Source organism: Ligilactobacillus murinus DSM 20452 = NBRC 14221 (assembly GCF_001591685.1).
Taxonomy (GTDB): domain Bacteria; phylum Bacillota; class Bacilli; order Lactobacillales; family Lactobacillaceae; genus Ligilactobacillus; species Ligilactobacillus murinus.
The window spans coordinates 1-18,036 of sequence record NZ_BCVJ01000042.1 but is presented as its reverse complement, the minus strand read 5'-3'; the positions used below and the strand labels follow the sequence as shown (position 1 = coordinate 18,036).

At 41.1% G+C, this 18,036-nt stretch carries 15 protein-coding genes; 4 read left to right on the top strand and 11 right to left on the bottom strand.

Annotated elements, in window-relative coordinates:
• Nucleotides 1–3,510, bottom strand: a 3,510-nt coding sequence (locus LMU01S_RS07890; RefSeq protein WP_156470396.1) for a mucin-binding protein, incomplete at its 3' end; no start/stop codon positions are given.
• A 270-nt stretch (nucleotides 3,511–3,780) separates the two neighbouring features.
• Here LMU01S_RS07890 and LMU01S_RS07885 point away from each other — a divergent pair.
• On the top strand, nucleotides 3,781–4,968 hold the full coding sequence (locus LMU01S_RS07885; RefSeq protein WP_061773565.1) for a YSIRK-targeted surface antigen transcriptional regulator: 1,188 nt from the start codon (nucleotides 3,781–3,783) through the stop codon (nucleotides 4,966–4,968).
• A 71-nt stretch (nucleotides 4,969–5,039) separates the two neighbouring features.
• On the opposite strand, the gene LMU01S_RS07880 is transcribed toward LMU01S_RS07885, so the two are convergent.
• The 8 genes from LMU01S_RS07880 to LMU01S_RS07845 form a co-directional block, all read right to left on the bottom strand.
• Entirely contained in the window at nucleotides 5,040–5,561 is a 522-nt protein-coding gene (locus tag LMU01S_RS07880) for an NYN domain-containing protein (protein WP_056960038.1), read from the bottom strand.
• A gap of 2 nt (nucleotides 5,562–5,563) precedes the next feature.
• Nucleotides 5,564–6,304 (bottom strand): 23S rRNA (guanosine(2251)-2'-O)-methyltransferase RlmB, encoded by a 741-nt coding sequence (gene rlmB, locus LMU01S_RS07875; RefSeq protein ID WP_004051765.1) that lies wholly within the window; start codon nucleotides 6,302–6,304, stop codon nucleotides 5,564–5,566.
• The gene (locus tag LMU01S_RS07870; RefSeq protein WP_004051767.1) at nucleotides 6,304–6,699 is read right to left on the bottom strand and encodes a Mini-ribonuclease 3; all 396 of its coding nucleotides are present in this window, start codon (nucleotides 6,697–6,699) and stop codon (nucleotides 6,304–6,306) included. Before LMU01S_RS07870 ends, rlmB begins: the two co-directional genes overlap by 1 nt.
• Before the next feature lies 1 nt (nucleotide 6,700).
• Entirely contained in the window at nucleotides 6,701–8,110 is a 1,410-nt protein-coding gene (gene cysS, locus LMU01S_RS07865; protein WP_056960041.1) for a cysteine--tRNA ligase, read from the bottom strand.
• 366 nt (nucleotides 8,111–8,476) lie between these two features.
• Nucleotides 8,477–9,967: a glutamate--tRNA ligase gene (gene gltX / locus LMU01S_RS07860; protein ID WP_056960043.1), complete on the bottom strand. Its 1,491-nt coding sequence runs from the start codon at nucleotides 9,965–9,967 to the stop codon at nucleotides 8,477–8,479.
• 88 nt (nucleotides 9,968–10,055) lie between these two features.
• The gene (locus LMU01S_RS07855; RefSeq protein WP_056960045.1) at nucleotides 10,056–11,165 is read right to left on the bottom strand and encodes a PIN/TRAM domain-containing protein; all 1,110 of its coding nucleotides are present in this window, start codon (nucleotides 11,163–11,165) and stop codon (nucleotides 10,056–10,058) included.
• A gap of 18 nt (nucleotides 11,166–11,183) precedes the next feature.
• Nucleotides 11,184–12,554 carry a DNA repair protein RadA gene (gene radA, locus LMU01S_RS07850; RefSeq protein WP_056960046.1) on the bottom strand — a complete coding sequence of 457 codons (1,371 nt, stop codon included), beginning with the start codon at nucleotides 12,552–12,554 and terminating at the stop codon, nucleotides 11,184–11,186.
• A gap of 76 nt (nucleotides 12,555–12,630) precedes the next feature.
• Nucleotides 12,631–13,167 (bottom strand): dCTP deaminase/dUTPase family protein, encoded by a 537-nt coding sequence (locus tag LMU01S_RS07845; protein ID WP_056960048.1) that lies wholly within the window; start codon nucleotides 13,165–13,167, stop codon nucleotides 12,631–12,633.
• 136 nt (nucleotides 13,168–13,303) lie between these two features.
• Between LMU01S_RS07845 and LMU01S_RS07840 the strand changes: the two genes are divergently transcribed.
• From LMU01S_RS07840 to LMU01S_RS07830, 3 genes are all read left to right on the top strand, one after another.
• On the top strand, nucleotides 13,304–13,591 hold the full coding sequence (locus tag LMU01S_RS07840; protein WP_039936561.1) for a GNAT family N-acetyltransferase: 288 nt from the start codon (nucleotides 13,304–13,306) through the stop codon (nucleotides 13,589–13,591).
• A gap of 24 nt (nucleotides 13,592–13,615) precedes the next feature.
• Entirely contained in the window at nucleotides 13,616–14,302 is a 687-nt protein-coding gene (gene rpiA / locus LMU01S_RS07835) for a ribose-5-phosphate isomerase RpiA (RefSeq protein ID WP_056960051.1), read from the top strand.
• Nucleotides 14,303–14,438: 136 nt separating this feature from the next.
• The gene (locus tag LMU01S_RS07830; RefSeq protein WP_056960054.1) at nucleotides 14,439–15,773 is read left to right on the top strand and encodes a C1 family peptidase; all 1,335 of its coding nucleotides are present in this window, start codon (nucleotides 14,439–14,441) and stop codon (nucleotides 15,771–15,773) included.
• Between the two features lie 47 nt (nucleotides 15,774–15,820).
• Here the strand turns inward: LMU01S_RS07830 and LMU01S_RS07825 are convergent, their stop codons facing one another.
• Nucleotides 15,821–16,492 carry a 2,3-bisphosphoglycerate-dependent phosphoglycerate mutase gene (locus LMU01S_RS07825; protein WP_004051778.1) on the bottom strand — a complete coding sequence of 224 codons (672 nt, stop codon included), beginning with the start codon at nucleotides 16,490–16,492 and terminating at the stop codon, nucleotides 15,821–15,823.
• A gap of 97 nt (nucleotides 16,493–16,589) precedes the next feature.
• Entirely contained in the window at nucleotides 16,590–17,960 is a 1,371-nt protein-coding gene (locus tag LMU01S_RS07820) for a threonine/serine exporter family protein (protein ID WP_004051779.1), read from the bottom strand.
• Between the last annotated feature and the right edge of the window lie 76 nt (nucleotides 17,961–18,036).

Here is an 18,036-nt window from a genome sequence, read left to right as displayed (position 1 = left end):
GCCACCCTGGGTTGGATCTGTTGGATCATTTGGATATTGTGGCGTTGGTGCATTTGGAATTGGATTTCCTTTTGGATCGACTGGTGTTACCTTACCCATTGGCTTGTAAACAACTTTTTCGACCAGATCTTTTTGTTCAGTTGGCTTTTCAGGAACAACTGACTTGTCAGCATAGTACCCTGGAACTACTGGAACGTTTACTTTAGAGTAATTTGGCTTATCTGGAGTCCAAGCTTCATTTGGATTTAAGATCTCGCCTGTAACTTTATCTACATTTAAAGTACGTGTCCAAGTAGATGTTTGCTTATCATCAGGAATATTAGGCATCTTATTGCCTTGTTCATCAACAAATTCAACGGTTGAAGTATATTCCTTTTCATAATTGTCTTTTTCAGGCCATTTTGGACCATCTGGATCATTAGGGTTGATCGGTGTGCCCGGTTCATGTGGGTCTGTTGGTCCAACTGGAGCAGTATCATGTTCTAATGTTACATAGTATGTTTCTGGTGCATCACCAAATGTAGCATTGGCTGGTACACCATCACTGACTAATTTGTAACCCTTAGCAACATAGCTAGCGATCGTATCTTTAGTCGTATATCCTAAAGAATCACCTGGTGTCCCTTTAAGTTCTTTAGTCTCAAGGACCTTGTTGTTTTCTGTCTTGTCTTGATAAATGATCGTTACAGGTTGTTGTTGAACTACTTTCTTATAAACAATAACTGTTTCGTAGTTAGCTGGCATTGGTGCCACACCGTTATTATTTTTGAAAGCTTCAGTCAACTTACCATTTTCAACGACAGTATCATTTGGAATATCTAAAGTAGCGTGGATCGAAGCAGCATTCCCCCCGACTGTCACACCATTTGCATTAGTTGATTTGATACTTGCAGTATAACCAGCGATCTCTGGTGTTGCTACTGCATCATAAGCTGTCTTAGTGTTAGAGCCATTAGCAACCTTCCAACCCGAATCTTTGGAAACAACATACAAATTCTTGAGGTAATCTAAGATTTGATCAGCATTATGCGTTTTACCGTAATCTCTGACACTAATAATTTGTTCTGGGGTCAATTCAATAACGATATCACGTGTTACATCAACAGTTTGGGTAACTGTTGGAGCTGCTTCAGTACCATCTTCGTAAACATACTTGATCACGTTTTGATGTTGTCCAGCTGCTTGTGTTTCTGTTGAGTGTGGGAACCAGATCTGGTGGGAAGCACGCATCGTAGAGATACCATAGTATGGTGCTGTACCTTTTGCGCCTTTGACTGTTGGAGAAGTTTGATTATCCTTGATATCATTTGCAAGAATACCAGCTGTTAATCCTACACCACTGATCGATGAATCAGGATTTGCCCCGTTATTCCAAATATCTTTAGCCGCAAATCCATTTTTATCAAATTCTACTGAGTTAACGTTCAACCAAATTTGCTGTGCGCTATCAGACTTGATCTGTTGGTAAACAACGTAATCTGTACCACCGATCTTAAGTACACCTTTTGTGCCTCCCATATAGATCAAGTTAGCCGTGTACTTTTCATTTGTAGTATTGATACTTACACCACCAACAGGCATCCAACCTGTTGTGGCACCACCAGCAGAGTAACGTTGCAAGTTAAGGTACAACGGATCTTGAATGTCGATCACTGATTGGGCTGCACCTAATGGGAATGAGATCAATTCAGCGTAGAAGTTCGTATTGTCATCACGGATATCAACAACTGCACCTTTCTTAGATGTAAAGGCTGCATGTGTGTTAGCATTTTGTGAATCTAAAGAAATAACGTCATCCCATGGATTATCTCCACGACCAGTCAAAATAACGCGGAAAGTAGCGTATTCATCGATCGTGATATTACCGCCTTCGTTGACCCCGATATAGTTATAACCATCATAACTACCAGACGTACCGGTCTTACCATTTGATTCAAACAATGTATTGGAATGCTTAGAGATCAAGATGTTTGAGTTATTAGCGAGATCTAACGCAACCCCACGACCATTATTTTGGAAGTGAACATTTGAATATTCACCAGAAGTAAAGTTTGCGTTGTTACCTAAGATAAAACCATCACGTCCAGTAAAGTTAAAGGTCGAGTAATCACCAAACGTTACTGTTGTTGGACCTGCATTACGTGAACGTGCTGCATAACCACCAAAACGATCTTTATCAGTGGTAGCAATGCCTGGACGAGTTGCCCCGATCGAAACGGCTTGACCGATGCTTGTGTTCATATTGACAGTGGAGTTCTTACCTGTTAAGAAATTACCACCATTTAACATGAAGATCCCGGCATCATGATAACGAGCACTATCGGTTGCATTGTTAGTGTTCATGTTGATCGTCATTGTAGCATTGTCACCAACACGAACCGTGGAACCGTCTGGTAAGTTGATACCATCACCGATCGCAGAACGGTTAAGGGTAAAGTTAGCCCCATCCTTAATAGTTACTGACTTAGCACCCCAAATGTTAGCATCGTTACCGTTAGCTTTATAGGTGTCAACTGTTGGTTTGCTTGAAGTTGAAACTGTCGATGTCGTCGTACCATCGATCACGACATCTCCCTTTCCGCTCCCACCGTAAAGGGAAGCACCGGAATGTCTTACATCTTTAAAAGTAACTGTTGAGTTATTACCTGTAAATGTTACCGCACCATTTGCACTTGAAGTGATCAAGTTCAAATTGTCAAAAGTAAGGTTCAAGTTACCATTTACTTTTAATGGGTTAGTACCAAAGTTGATACCAGAATTATTGTTAGTCCCTTTGATCACAACGTTGCGACCATTAGCATAAACTGAACTTGAACCAGCTGTGATCATACCGCTAACGTTGATCGTGTTATATTGTGAGCTGTTTAAGGCATTGACAAGACCTGTCCAGTTGTTGACAGTGGTGGAAGTACTGTTATCATTTGCTGTTGTTGCAGCCCGGAAAACAGGATTGGTTTCAACAACTTGAGCTTTATCAGCTGCTGTCTCTTCATTTACTTGACTTACAGCTGTTTTTGTTTCATCATTATTGGATAGTGTAGATTCTTTTGTTGATTCGTTTGTTACTGTATCTTCTTGTTTACTGTTGTCTACTTGCGTATTTTGTTCTTCTTTAGCGGAGGAAGTTGTTTGTGTTGTAGCATCATCGGTGGAAGTGGAAGCTGATGCTTGTGTTTGAGTATTCTCGTTAGCTTCTGCTGTTTCAGAAGTATTATCAGCTGTTGTCACATCATCATTAGTGGAAGAGGTGGAAGAAGTTGATGATGCAGCTTTCAACTTGACCGTTTGCTCATTGATGTTTGTGGAAGAATCATCTTGAGTTGCGATCTCTGGTTGCTTATCGGTATCAGTATTTTGTTCAGCTGCACTAGCACCTGTGGCTTGCCCAAGGAAGAAGGCCGTACCTACTAAAACCGATGTTACACCTACACTGAGCTTTTTGATCGTATATTTGGAAACTTTATTGGCAGATTTTCGCAAATATAGATCTCGATTATTTCTTGAGACCATTGTCTATGTTTCGCTCCTTTAACTTAAATTTTAGAACTATATTGATTATAAATACTGTTTAACATTTTAGAAATGGACAATTCAATAAAAATTGTAAAAAACGTTATGAATTTTATATAAATAATTGTATTTTTCAATAAAATTTGTAAAAGTGTTCTATCTCTTGACTAGATTAGACTGAAAAAAGTTATAATGATACTTGAGTTGATAAATTATTAAAAAGTTTATGTATTTATTTTAATTTATATATGTAAAGAGGTCACGATTTATATGAAAAGGCTAAAAATGATAAAATCTCTGCATGTTTGTCTTAGACTTCCAATTATTGTCTTTGACGAAAACCTAGAGATCATCGAAGAGTATCGTTCTAATCAGACACCGGTGCTCTTTAACGACTATGAAAATATTCTAAATGAAGCTTTGAATTCACATGAGTTATTCAGTTTCATTAGTGGGGAACTAAACGACATGTTTTTACTCTATAATTTTGAGAATTTTCATATCCTATTTGGTCCCTTCAAATGCAATATCGTTGACAAAACTTTCTTCTACAAGGAAATGAAAGATTTAAAGATCGGCGCTAAAGATCAAGAGATCCTCTATAGTTATTTAAATGACCTACCGTTATTTTCAACTAGTGAACTCCGTGATATTTTGATCATGGTCCACTACTTCTTTTCTGGTGAAATAAAAGATCTAATGTCTGATAAGATCCACCTTGAAACAAAGAAATACTCAACTGAGATCACCGATGAACGGATCGAATATTTGGTTTCTCAAAACTTCGATTCAAATATGTATCTCTATCTCTATGAACACAAAATATTAGACTATGTGCGTAGTGGCGATGTCAATAAATTACGCGATATGATCTTCAAACTAAGCAATGGTGTCATCCCTGCGGTTACAGACGATACCCTACGTTCAGAAAAAAATTATTCGATCGTGGTCTTTGAAAAACTATCTCAGGCTGGGATCGAGTTAGGCATGGATATCATCACTGCTTATGGTAGTCGTGATCTTTTCATCAAAAAGACTGAGCTAAGTAATACTTTAGATGAGATCTTGCAGGTCAGAGATTCGGCGATCGTTTATTACACGAGCGAAGTAAATAAGGTCATCACCTTACATTTGTCACCACTGACAACTTCGATCATTCAATATATCAACACTAATATGTATCGCCCTTTGAAAGTCAAAGAGTTAGCCAGTTATTTCAATATCAGTGAATCTAAACTGCGGACACTCTTTAAGACTGAATTAGGCTCAACAGTCCAAGATTATATCATCGAGCGTAAAATCGAAGAAGCAAAACTCATGCTCAAGTCAAACGTTACAACCAATGAAGCAGCCTATACTCTTGGTTTTGCAGATGCATCTCACTTCTCACGGGTCTTTAAAAAGATCGTGGGCAAGACACCAAAACACTATCAGCAATCAGCTACTTTGGTCGATTGATACAGGAGTTTTATTTACAAAAAGACCACCCGAATTTTTTCAAAAATTCGGGTGGTCTTCTTTTATAACGCTTATTTAGACAGATCATCACGCAACTTAGCTAAGACATCCAACTGCTCATCACTAAACGGCGAGCGTCTAACTAACGCTTGATCTTGATATTGTCTTGCAGCCACGTGCACTTCACGCTTGGCTCGTTTTATATCTTGGTACAATTCCCAAGCGGGCTTGCGCAAAGCACCTTGGGAAAAGATCGTCCACTGTTCAGCTCCATCACTGGTCGCAACTTCTACTTGGGTCAGACGTGTCTGTAATTTTCCAGCTAAAGCTTCAATATAACTATCAGCTGTTTGACCTTCATCAGTCCAAACAACTTGCAGACCGTACTGTTCATAACTTTTTGATAATCCTGGCACATACATCGCATCAAAAACTACGATGATCTCTGCATTACTTTGCTTATAATAATCTGAGAGAATATATAATAGTTTATCCCGGGCTTCTTCTAAACGATCGGCCTTTTTCAACTTCTCTAATTCTGGCCAATGCCCGATCATATTGTAGGCATCAACGATCAAAATTCGCTTCTTCATCGTTAGTTGCCCCGTGAAGTAAAGCCTTGGTAGATCAAAAGACTTGCGGCAACACTAGCATTTAAACTTTGAACATGTCCGACCATTGGGATCGTCAACATCTCATCACAATTTTTCTTAAGTAATGGAGCGATCCCTTTACCTTCATTGCCGATCACCAAAGCAGTCGGCCCCTTGGCACTCCATTTTCTAAAATCAGTCCCATGCATATCAGTCCCAAAGACCCAAACACCACGTTTTTTAAGCTCTTCGACCGTCTGCACGAGATTAGTTACGCGACATACTGGCACATATTCGATCGCGCCAGTTGAAGTCTTGGCTACTGTCGAAGTCAATTGCACAGCGCGCCGCTTAGGGATAATGATCCCATGCACTCCCGCAGCATCAGCCGTTCGCATGATCGATCCTAAATTATGTGGGTCTTCGATACCATCTAAGATGATGAAAAATGGATCTTCAGCTTTAGCTTGGGCTTTAGCAAATAGATCATCTAAACTCGCATATTCATAAGCTGCTACCGCCAATACGACTCCTTGGTGGTTTTGGCCATCAGCTAATAGATCTAACTTAGCTTTTGGAACTTGGTTGACGATCACACCTTTTTTCTTGGCCAAACTAGCCACTTCTTTTAAGGCATCAGCTTTTAAACCTGCTTGCAAAAATACTTTATTGACCGCTTGCTTGCTCTTCAAAGCTGCCACAGCTGGGTGGCGTCCGATCACAAAATCTTCATTTGTTGCCATTATTTCCCCTCCGCTTCAACTGTTTTGATACACCAAGCTGCTAATTCATCTAGACGCTTTGTCTGTCCACTTAGATAAAGATAACCAAACAAAGCTTCAAAACCAGTCGAGATCCGATAAGTCACAACGGAAGTGTTCTTAGCCGAAGTATAACTCTTCGCATTTCTCCCGCGGCGGAAATACTCTTGTTCTTCTGGTGTTAACAGTTCTTGTTCTTCCATTTTCTTGATGAGCATTGCTTGGGCTTTAGCCGACACATAATGCGTTGCGCGATGATGCAAACGTGTTGGTTTGGTCATCCCTTCATCTAATAAATGCTTTCTGATATAGACTTCATAGATCGCATCTCCCATATAAGCAAGTGCGATCCCATTTACTTGTTTGTAATCTGCCATTTTAGCCTCTCTTCCATCGTGTCCCTTGTGGGGTATCTTCTAAAATGATACCTTGATCTTTCAAAGTATCTCTGATCTCATCACTTGTGGCAAAATCACGGTTTGCTCGTGCTTCATCACGTTTTTTGATCAACGCTTCGATTTTTTCATCACCGAGCTCTTCATTTTCAAATTCGATCCCAAAAATTTCGACTAAAGTTGCAAAATTTTGTAAAAGATATTCCAAAGTTGCACGGTTGACCTCTTCTCTAGCTGCATAAACATTTAATTCACGTGCTAATTCATAGACCACTGTGATCCCATTTTGCGTATTGAAGTCATCATCCATCGCTACTTTGAATTTCGCCACTAATGCTTCGACCTTGGTTTGGACCGAACTTTCGAGCGCACCCTCTCCAGCATCTTCCAAGCGATAGCGCACATTTTGTGCCGCTGTCTTTAGTTTGTTCAAGTTAGTCTTAGCATCATCTAAATTAGCTTGGCTATAGCGGATCGGATGGCGGTATTGTGTCGTTGCCATCAAAAAGCGGACGATCTGTGGATCGAGTTTTTTGACTAATTCATGGACTGTTACGAAATTGCCTAGTGACTTACTCATCTTTTCATCGTCTTGACCGATCGTCACAAAGCCATTGTGCATCCAATAGTTGGCAAATTTTTGACCATTTTTAGCCTCACTTTGAGCGATCTCATTTTCATGGTGGGGAAATTCCAGGTCTTGACCGCCAGCGTGAATATCGATCGTCTTACCGAGATATTTACCAGCCATCACGGAACATTCGATATGCCACCCGGGACGCCCTTTGCCCCAAGGAGAATCCCAAGCGATCTCCCCAGGCTTAGCACTCTTCCAAAGGGCAAAATCTAATGGATCTTCTTTTTTGCCTTGATCACTTGCTTGGACACGTTCACTGGCCCCTTGTTCTAAGGCATCGATCGATTGACCCGAAAGTTTTCCGTAGTCTTTAAATTTGCGGGCACGATAATAGACGTCACCTTGCGCCTCATAGGCATAGCCTTTATCCACTAAAGTAGCGATAAAATCGATTATCTCTGGCATATTTTCCATGACTCGCGGATTTTTGCTTGCCTTTTTGATGTTCAACGCAGCAATATCTTCATAAAAAGCTGCAATAAATTTAGTTGTTACTTCTTGAACCGACAGCCCCGTTTCTTGACTAGCTTTGATGATCTTATCATCAACATCGGTAAAGTTAGAAACATAATTTACTTCATAGCCTCGATATTCAAGGTAGCGTCGAACAGTATCAAAAGCGATCGCTGAGCGGGCATTACCGATATGAATATAATTATAGACAGTTGGCCCGCAGACATACATGCTGACTTTACCTGCAACAAGCGGTTTAAATGCTTCTTTTTCTTTTGTTAAAGTATTATAGATCTGGATCATCTTGTAAACCCCCTTTTATTTTGAGTGTGGAGCAAGTTTAACTAAGGCGTATGAATAACTGCGCTTTAAGACTGATGCGCTTTTTGCATCTGGCTTAAAGCACTGTTATTCACTAGCCTTAAACTTGCGCAACACGTTATCTTGAGTGTGGAGCAAGTTGGGCTTAGGCGTATGAATAACTGCGCTTTAAGGCTGATGCGCTTTTTGCATCTGGCTTAAAGCACTGTTATTCACTAGCCTTAAACTTGCGCAACACGTTATTAGGCGCAAAGGATGTAAACAAAAGGGCTGCAACTTTTGTCACAGCCCTGATTAAGCTGCCTTTGCGCAGACTAATGTCTTTTTATCGCAGCTTGTTATTATATTCTAAGCTTTCATTTCAGCTAAAGTCTTATCCAAATGTTCCAAAACTTTTTGGCGACCTAAAAGCTCGATCGAAGGAGCTAATTCTGGTCCGTGCATTTCACGCGTCGTTGCGATCCGGATAGGCATGTAAAGCTTACGCCCACGCACACCAGTATCTTTTTGGATCTGACGGATCATGTTTTGAATCGAGACAGCATCAAAAATCGGTAATTGTTTTGCTTGCTTAGCAAATTCTTCTAACACGATCGTTGCTGACTCATCTGCTAATTCGGCTTTAGCTTCTTCATCTAGCATTGGTGGTTCAGTGAAGAAGATCTCAGCCATTTCAGCTAATTGACCCGTATAAGACATTTGACGCTTATACAAGTTAACTAATTGGCGGACCCATTGGATCTTCAGCGTATCTGGATCTGCTTTGATCTTGCCTGCTTTGATCAATTGCTTCAAAGATGAATCTGTGATCTCATCACTATCAGCTGATTTGACATATTGGTTGTTGATCCATTCAAGTTTCTTACCATCAAAAGCTGCTGGTGATTTACTTAAACGTTTTGGATCAAACATCTTGACAAAGTCTTTTTGTGAGAAGATCTCAGATTCACCCACTGGCGACCAGCCGAGCAGGGTGATGAAGTTAAACATTGCTTCTGGCAAGTAACCTAATGAACGATATTGTTCGATAAATTGCAAGACAGATTCATCACGCTTGGAAAGTTTCTTACCTGTTTCGGAGTTGATGATAAGTGACATATGCCCAAAGACTGGCGCTTCCCAGCCAAAAGCATCGTAAACCGCCAATTGTTTTGGTGTGTTAGCCACGTGATCATCCCCACGTAAAACGTGTGTGATGTTCATCAAATGATCATCTACAACTACCGCAAAGTTGTAAGTTGGCATCCCATCGCGTTTTTGGATCACAAAGTCGCCCCCGATAGTATCGGAATTGAAGCTAACTTTACCTTTAACGATATCATCCCATTCGTAGACCTTATCATGTGGTAAACGGATCCGGATAACTGGTTTTAAGCCTTTTGCTTTAGCTTCTTCTTGTGAAGCCTTGATCTGATCAGCTGTCATACCTTCGTATTCGTAGATATAACGTGGTGCTTCACCGTTAGCTTTTTGTTCTTCACGTTGCGCTTGTAATTCTTCTTCTGTCATGTAAGATTCATACGCTAGACCCTTGTCCAATAATTCTTGGATCAATGGTTGGTAGATATCTTTACGTTCGGATTGACGGTAAGGACCATATTTACCTGGTTTATCTGGACCTTCATCCCAGTCGATCCCTAACCATTTAAGGTTGTCGAGCTGGCTTTTTTCGCCGTCTGCAATATTACGTTTAGTATCCGTATCTTCAATTCTTAAAACGAATGTCCCTTTATTGTGACGTGCAAATAAATAGTTAAATAACGCGGTTCGTGCATTACCGATATGCAAATGCCCCGTTGGACTTGGTGCATAACGAACGCGAATCTTATCTTTTGCCAATTTAAGCGCCTCTTTCTTGTTATTACTTTACATACCCTACAATTTTACAATGAATAAGGTAAAAAATAAACTACTCTAGGCTAATTCCTTAGTTTTTTTCCCGTAACTTCTTCTTAGAATGATAAGGTTTCGCAAAGATCATCCGCCCTGCATCGGTCTGGATCGCTGAAGTAACTTCAACTTCGAGCGTCTTATTCATGTAATAACGTCCATCTTCAACCACGATCATCGTGCCATCATCAAGATAAGCGACCCCTTGTTGACGCTCAGTCCCGTTCTTGATCACCATGACGTTCAAGCGTTCACCAGGGATCACTCGAGGCTTGAGGGATTTAGCCAAAGCATTGACGTTTAAGACCTTCACATTTTGAAATTCGCTGACTTTATTCAAATTATAGTCATTAGTTACGATCACTGCATCTAACATCTTAGCGAGCTTGATCAATTTTGAATCAACTTCTTGGATGTCATCAAAATCGCCTTCATACATCTCAACTGGTACGATATTTTCATTTTGCAACTTATTCAAAATATCCAGCCCACGGCGCCCGCGAACACGTTTGATGCTATCACCTGAATCAGCAATATATTGCAATTCATACAAGACAAAGTTAGGTACGACTAAGGTCCCTTCTAAAAAGCCAGTCTTGGCGAGATCATAGATCCGACCATCGATCAAAATGTTAGTATCTAACAATTTGTATTTATAGAAATTGTCGCCTACTTTACGTTCTAAAACATTATTTTCTTCGACTTCTTTTTTCTTAGACCGCGCCGAAAACAACTTAGGCAGATCACCCAAACGCGTCCGACCTACGAACCAGCCGAGATAGGCAAATAAGATCATCACGATCACTGGCAAGATCGTATTGATAAAGAACAGTGGTGATTGCCAGAAAAGCGTTGAGATCAAGACTGCGATCACAAGTGACACAATAATTGCAATACTCTCAGAAATGATCGCTTCGGTCTTTTGTTTAGCCAGTGTCTCTTCGACTTTTTTTAGCGCACCTTCAAGTGGTTCCGCTAAAATAAATGAGCATAGCATCATTAAAATTAACCCGATAAACATATTTACGATCGGATTATATAAAACTTGTAATTGGATGTTTAATAGGTTCCACAGACCGGGTAAAAAGGAATACCCCGCCCCGATACCAAGGAACGCAAAGATCAATTGAATTATTCGTTTGCGCATGTATTAATGACCCCTTTCTTAAAAAATATGCCGTAAAGCTTCACTGATCGTCTTAACGCCAACTACATCGATATTAGTTGGCAATTCCAGACTATTTAAATTATTTTGAGGGATAAAGACCCGTTTAAAGCCTAATTTAGCTGCTTCAGCTATTCTTTGGTCGATCCGAGTCACCCGTCTGATCTCACCGGTCAAACCTAATTCACCGATAAAACAGTCATCTGGTGCGGTCTGTTGGTCACGATAACTCGATACCAAACTCATCGCGATAGCTAGATCGATCGCTGGTTCATCTAATTTAACGCCCCCAGCGGCTTTTAAGTAAGCATCTTGATTTTGTAAAAGTAGCCCAGCCCGCTTTTCGAGCACTGCCATGATCAACGAGACCCGATTGTGATCTAGTCCTGTCGTGGTCCGCTTAGCGTTGCCAAAGGCTGTTGGGGTGACTAAGGCTTGGATCTCTGCTAAGATCGGCCGTGTTCCTTCCATTGAGACCACGACAGCCGAACCGGTCGCACCACTTAAACGCTCTTCTAAGAAGATCTCAGATGGATTAGGGACTTCAACTAGCCCGCCATCTCGCATCTCAAACACACCGATCTCATTAGTCGAACCAAAACGATTTTTGACTGCACGTAAGATCCGGTAGGTGCGATGCATGTCACCTTCAAAGTACAACACCGTATCGACCATATGCTCTAAGATCTTGGGCCCAGCGATCGCGCCACCTTTAGTCACATGACCAACGATAAAGATCGTGATCCCATTTGTCTTAGCAACTTGCATCAAAGTAGCAGTCACCTCGCGGATCTGAGCTACACTCCCGACCGCCGAAGTAACTTCTGGCATCTGCATCGTTTGAACTGAGTCAATGATGACATAGTCTGGTTTTAAGTCTTCGATATTTTGTAAAATACTGCCCATATCGGTCTCAGGGTAAAGGTAAAACTCACTGCCTGAGACTCCCAAGCGTTGGGCACGCATCTTGATCTGGTTTGCACTTTCTTCACCCGAAACGTAGAGCAACTTTCCCCCTTGGTCTGATAAACTTCCCGAAACTTGTAAAAGTAACGTTGATTTACCGATTCCAGGATCGCCCCCGATCAAGACCATTGAACCGGGAACAACGCCCCCACCTAAGACCCGATTTAATTCACCATTTTTCGTATCGACTCTAGGTGTTTGTGAGATCTTGATCGTATCGATCTTTTGTGGGGTATTCGTTGTTCCTGTCAAAGTAACGCGTGGGGTAGCTTTAACAGCTGCACTTTTTTGTTCAACTTCTTCAACTAAAGTGTTCCATTCGCTACAGTTAGGACACCGCCCCAAATAACGTGGTGATACATAGCCACAATTTTGACATACATATCTAGTTTTGACTTTTGCCATAATTGCCCCCCTCTACTTATAAAATATAAGTATACCCGAAAATTATTAAAAAATTTTATAAGATATCTTTAAATTCCTAACGTCCTGATGAGCCAAAACCACCGGTTCTCTTAGCTAAAGGCGTGGTTTCATCATCAGCCAAAAGGTACGGTAAAAAGATGCCTTGGCCTAATCTTTCACCTTTTTTGATCACTTTGTCCGTTAGCCCAAAATTGACCAATTGGAAAAAGATCTCGCCTTCATTATTATCATTTCCATAATAATCAGCATCAACGATCCCGACCCCATTTGGTAAGATCAAGCCGTGTTTTAGCGGATTGCTAGAACGGTTAGCCAGCATCAAGAACTCATCAGGTTGCATATAAGCCTTGATCCCCGTCGGTACAAGGTATGGTTTTAAGACCTTATTAGCAGCTACTAACTCTTTAGCTGTGTACTCTTTTTGTTTACGTAACGTATGTAAGATCTGTAAAAAGTTACGCTTCCAAATACTTGGCAAGACAAAATCTTTAGCGGCACAAAAATCATAGCCCGCTGCATTTTGTGTTGCTCTAACTGGCAACGTCAAGTCCTCACCTTGATATTTTGAAACGATTTCAAATCCTCTTTTCATTTCTCAAACCCCATTCATTTTAGTAGTTGTCAGTACTATATTTATGATACCATTAATTTTGAAGGCAAACAGCATTTCACATTATTTAATGTTATGTTTTTTACCGCTGATAATTATTTAATTTGGGGTGATAGATATGGATTTCATCTGGCAAGACGACCAGCTAATTTGTCAAAACGAGCAGCAAGAAATGCTCGGTAATATTGGCTTTAAAATGATCAATAATGACCAAACTTATGTTATCGAACGTACTTTTGTCGCTGAACAAGCACGCGGCCAAGGACTTGCAAAAAAGATGACCGTCTTCTTTTTAGAGCACGCAAAGGCGCAAAATAAGACGATCCTGCCTTTGTGCTCTTACACGCAAAAATATTTTGCAGCCAATCCTGAACTTGAACACTTATTATTCAAGCAAAATAAATAAGTTAAATCTGAAAGGGTCTTTTACATGAATCAAAATGAACTAAAACGTCTGGTAGGCGAAAAATCAGTTGAATGGGTCAAAAATGGAATGATCGTCGGCTTAGGTACCGGCTCGACAGTCCGCTATATGGTCGACGCTTTGGGACGCCGGATCGCTGAAGAAGATCTCCAAATAACTGGCGTGACTACTTCAAGTGTTACGGCTAAACAAGCTGAAGCGTTAGGCATTCCTTTGATCTCAGTCGATGAGGCTGATCATATCGATATCGTGATCGACGGTGCCGATGAGATCTCAAGCGATTTTCAAGGTATCAAGGGTGGTGGCGCTGCTCTTTTATTTGAAAAGATCGTTGCCGTCAACTCCACTAAAGTCCTCTGGATCGTGGATGAAAGCAAGATGGTCGATAAATTAGGTGCTTTCCCATTACCAGTTGAGGTCATCCCATATGGTAGCCAGAAATTATTTGACCGTTTTGCCGCTAAGGGCTTAAATCCAACTTTCCGCAAGAACGAAAATGGTAGTCTCTTATTGACCGACTCAGATAATTACATCATCGATCTTCACCTCGAACAGATCGATGATCCACACGCTTTAGCTGAGTATCTCATCCACCAAGTCGGAGTCGTTGAACACGGCCTTTTCTTAGACATGGTAAACGATGTGATCGTCGGCAAACAAGTTGGGCCTGTAGTCTTACATGCTCGTAATTAGCTAAAACTTGTAACTTTTATCACCATAGACTAATATTTTAAAAAATAGATTTAATAATTTAAAACTAATTCATTATTTACTTATAGCTAAAAGAGGACTACACTATTAGTAGTTCATTAAAGGGGGATGATTTTCAGTGACTAAATCAATCAGCACTGCGCAACTCAAAAATTTTAAAAATTTACTTGAAAAACGTAATGATCACCGTGTTCTTGAACGGACTGTGACCCAAAATGGGATCTTAGCTTCCAGCTGTGACTATCGTGCAAAAGTAAACACAACACCTGTTTTCTCGATCGATCTTGATACAGGTAAGGTCGCTGACCAAAAACGATCCGGGCGTTGCTGGATGTTTGCAGCCTTGAACACTTTGCGTCACGATCTACGCAATCGCTTAAATCTACCAGATGATTTTGAATTATCACAAAACTTTACATTCTTCTGGGATAAACTCGAAAAAGCAAATTATTTTTATGAAAACATCTTAAAAACAGCCGGCTTCCCAACTTCTGACCGAAAAGTTGCGTGGTTGTTAGCAACTCCACAACAAGACGGTGGACAATGGGATATGATCATGGGCTTGATCGAAAAATATGGCGTTGTGCCTAAGTCGGCTATGCCAGAGACCCACAATTCCTCAGCTTCAAGTGAATTCAACTCACTTTTGAACCTTAAATTGCGTAAAGATGCCGTTTTGTTGCGCGAATTAGTTCAAAATAAGGCAACCAAAGCTCAGATCGAAGCCAAAAAAGAAAAAATGTTAGCTGAAGTTTATCGCATGGCAGCTTACAGCTTTGGTGAACCACCGGCAACATTTGATTTTGAATATCGTGATCAAGCTAACAATTATCACCTTGATCGTAACTTGACACCAAAAGAATTCTTCGATAAATATCTCGGTTGGGAAACCAAGGATTACATCTCCGTGATCAACGGCCCAACAGATGATAAGCCTTTCAACCACATGTATACAGTTGATATGTTAGGCAATGTCGTTGGTGGGCGTGAAGTTCGACATCTAAACGTTGATATGGACACCTTCAAAAAATTAGCTATCAAGCAATTAGAAGCGGGCGAAAGCGTTTGGTTTGGGTGTGATGTTGGCCAAGCTTCTGACCGCAAACAAGGGATCATGGATACTGAACTCTATCACCGCGATCAACTCTTTGATGTTGATCTTTCAATGTCAAAAGCAGAACGCTTAGATTACGGCGAAAGCTTGATGACACATGCCATGGTCTTGACCGGGGTCGATCTTCTTGACGGGCAACCTACAAAATGGAAAGTTGAAAACTCTTGGGGTGATAAAGTCGGGACAAAGGGCTTCTTTGTGATGACAGATGACTGGATGAATGAATACTGCTACCAGATCGTTATCAACAAGAACTTCTTACCTGATGAATTAAAAGAAGTTCTAAAAGAAGAACCTACAGTCCTAGCACCTTGGGATCCTATGGGTTCGTTAGCTTAACATCATAAAAAATCTCACTGAGGTCTGATAACTTCAGTGAGATTTTTTTATAATGTTGTTTTAGAGATGATCTGTAATTTCTCGTCTAATTCATAGATGATCGGCGCTGCATTAGCAACTTCGACCCCATCGATCCCTGTATCTGAGATCGCTTCTAAGTATTTGATCAACGCCCGTAAAGTACTACCATGGGCTACGATCAACTGCGCTTTTCCTTGCAGTACTTTTGGAGCGACCTGATCGACCCAGTAAGGGATGATCCGAGCTGAAGCCTGTTTTAAGCTCTCGGCTCGTGGAACGATCGTTTTAGGATACTTTTGATAACGGCGATCGCTTTGTGGTTTTTCCAACAAAGGTGGGACAGCTTCAAATGACCGGCGCCACAAAGCCACTTGCTTTTTACCATAAAGTTTACGGGTATAGTCTTTATTTAGTCCCCGCAATGCGCCATAATGTCGTTCATTTAACCGCCAAGTTTTGGTGAGCGGTAAATACTCCTGCCCTAACTCAGCTAACACGATATCAGCTGTTTTGATCGCACGTTGCAAAACTGATGTATGTACGTGCTCAAACACGATCCCTGTTTGACGTAATTTTTCACCAGCTATTTTAGCTTCTCTGATACCCTGAGCGGTCAAAGGCGAATCCGACCAGCCAGTATATTCATTTTCTTGATTAGCTAAACTTTGGCCATGCCGGATCAATACTAACTTTGTCATCCGTCGTTTCGTTTCCTTTCCAATTGCTCTTACTTCTACTACTATAACGAAAAAAGAAGCGTCAAAAAAGGTCTGTCGCTTCTTTTTTATTAAAATATCAATCACTATACCGCCATTTTGGATCCGTCAAGATCCGGGCTGCGATCAAGCCCAAAGGTAAAGCCAAGACGATCAATGTTGCTTGGGTCAACCAATAGGCCCCCACACTGATCGAATTTAAACCAATGTTGTACACCGCCCGATACATATAAAGCCCAGGAACCATGATCACGATCGCAGGTACTGTCAAAGAAATGCGGGGGTAACCGGCTTTTCTCCCTAAGATCGAAGCTAACAACCCCGCCAACAAGGCGCCAACAAACGCGGCGGCTGCAGGGGGAACATTGGTAAAATCGACCAATTCCAAACGTAACGTATTTGCCAAAGCACCGATAACTCCTGCTGTTGAAGCTAGTTTAGGTGAGCTATTGAACATCAAAGAAAAGCCAAAGACACCACAAAAACTAGCTGGTAACCTTAAAGCAAGCAACTGCCAAGAAGTCAGTTGTAAGGGGATAAAATCTTCAGGCTTGAAGTTGATGCTCATCGCAGTCAACCAGCCGACCATAGTAGCAACGATGATGATCGTCAAGGCATGTGCCATGCGTTCCAATCCTGAACGCATATCAAGTTTAGCGATATCTAATCCACTCGTGATAAATGGAAAGCCTGGGATCACAAATAACATCGCCCCTATATAGCCGGCTTCGTGTCGACTAGAAACCAAAAACAATGCCTCGAGTCCTCGAAAAGAGACCATATACATCAAACAGGCTACCGCCACACTGACGAAGATCCCTGCAAATAATGTGATCTTGTGCTGATTCATCTTAGCGCGCACATAATTACCAAAGCCCGCCCCTATAAAGGCACAGATCATTTCGATCAAACCACCACCGAGCAAAAAAACAAAAGCACTGCAAGCAAGGGCAGCTGCTAAACCTAAAACAGGCGGTTTATATAAGCCTGATTTAGCTCGGATCTGATCGATCAAATAATGGATATCTGAGATCGTCATCTGCCGGCCGTGGCGTTCAAATTCGCGCACAAACCACTCAAGATCAGTCAACTTACTTGTATTGACCCCTGAAGTCGCTAATGCCAAAGTTTGGGTGTAACTTTCATCAAGTTCGACACAAGTGTATTCGATCGAGACTAGCCCAACATCAGCCGTACAGGTCAAGCCTAGAACTCGGGCAATACTATTCATTGAATTTCTAACGCGCCAGGCTCCAGTTCCACAGGCAAGCATCAAGATCCCGATCCGCCCAACGATCGCTGCTCTCTCCTTTAAACTTGCATCAATTGCCAATTCATCGCCGGCATCTCCGATAAATTCGTCCCATCGGATAGTCATATGGTGATGCTTGGATAATGGCGCACGTTTTCTTTTAGTAGCTTTCTTACTAAAATTTTTCTGCTGTTCCATTTTTGCCTGCTATATAAAATGTAGAATAATATAGAATAATATCTATTAATTCTATATTATTAGAAAGAAATATAGA

What these genes read in the sequence shown, in the direction of transcription:
- LMU01S_RS07855 (WP_056960045.1), bottom strand. Translation starts at nt 11,165, where the DNA reads ATGCGCAAACGAATAATTCAATTGATCTTTGCGTTCCTTGGTATCGGG.
- LMU01S_RS07840 (WP_039936561.1), top strand. Translation starts at nt 13,304, where the DNA reads ATGGATTTCATCTGGCAAGACGACCAGCTAATTTGTCAAAACGAGCAG.
- cysS (WP_056960041.1), bottom strand. Translation starts at nt 8,110, where the DNA reads ATGATCCAGATCTATAATACTTTAACAAAAGAAAAAGAAGCATTTAAA.
- LMU01S_RS07845 (WP_056960048.1), bottom strand. Translation starts at nt 13,167, where the DNA reads ATGAAAAGAGGATTTGAAATCGTTTCAAAATATCAAGGTGAGGACTTG.
- radA (WP_056960046.1), bottom strand. Translation starts at nt 12,554, where the DNA reads ATGGCAAAAGTCAAAACTAGATATGTATGTCAAAATTGTGGCTATGTA.
- LMU01S_RS07880 (WP_056960038.1), bottom strand. Translation starts at nt 5,561, where the DNA reads ATGAAGAAGCGAATTTTGATCGTTGATGCCTACAATATGATCGGGCAT.
- rlmB (WP_004051765.1), bottom strand. Translation starts at nt 6,304, where the DNA reads ATGGCAACAAATGAAGATTTTGTGATCGGACGCCACCCAGCTGTGGCA.
- LMU01S_RS07825 (WP_004051778.1), bottom strand. Translation starts at nt 16,492, where the DNA reads ATGACAAAGTTAGTATTGATCCGGCATGGCCAAAGTTTAGCTAATCAA.
- LMU01S_RS07885 (WP_061773565.1), top strand. Translation starts at nt 3,781, where the DNA reads ATGAAAAGGCTAAAAATGATAAAATCTCTGCATGTTTGTCTTAGACTT.
- LMU01S_RS07870 (WP_004051767.1), bottom strand. Translation starts at nt 6,699, where the DNA reads ATGGCAGATTACAAACAAGTAAATGGGATCGCACTTGCTTATATGGGA.
- LMU01S_RS07820 (WP_004051779.1), bottom strand. Translation starts at nt 17,960, where the DNA reads ATGGAACAGCAGAAAAATTTTAGTAAGAAAGCTACTAAAAGAAAACGT.
- rpiA (WP_056960051.1), top strand. Translation starts at nt 13,616, where the DNA reads ATGAATCAAAATGAACTAAAACGTCTGGTAGGCGAAAAATCAGTTGAA.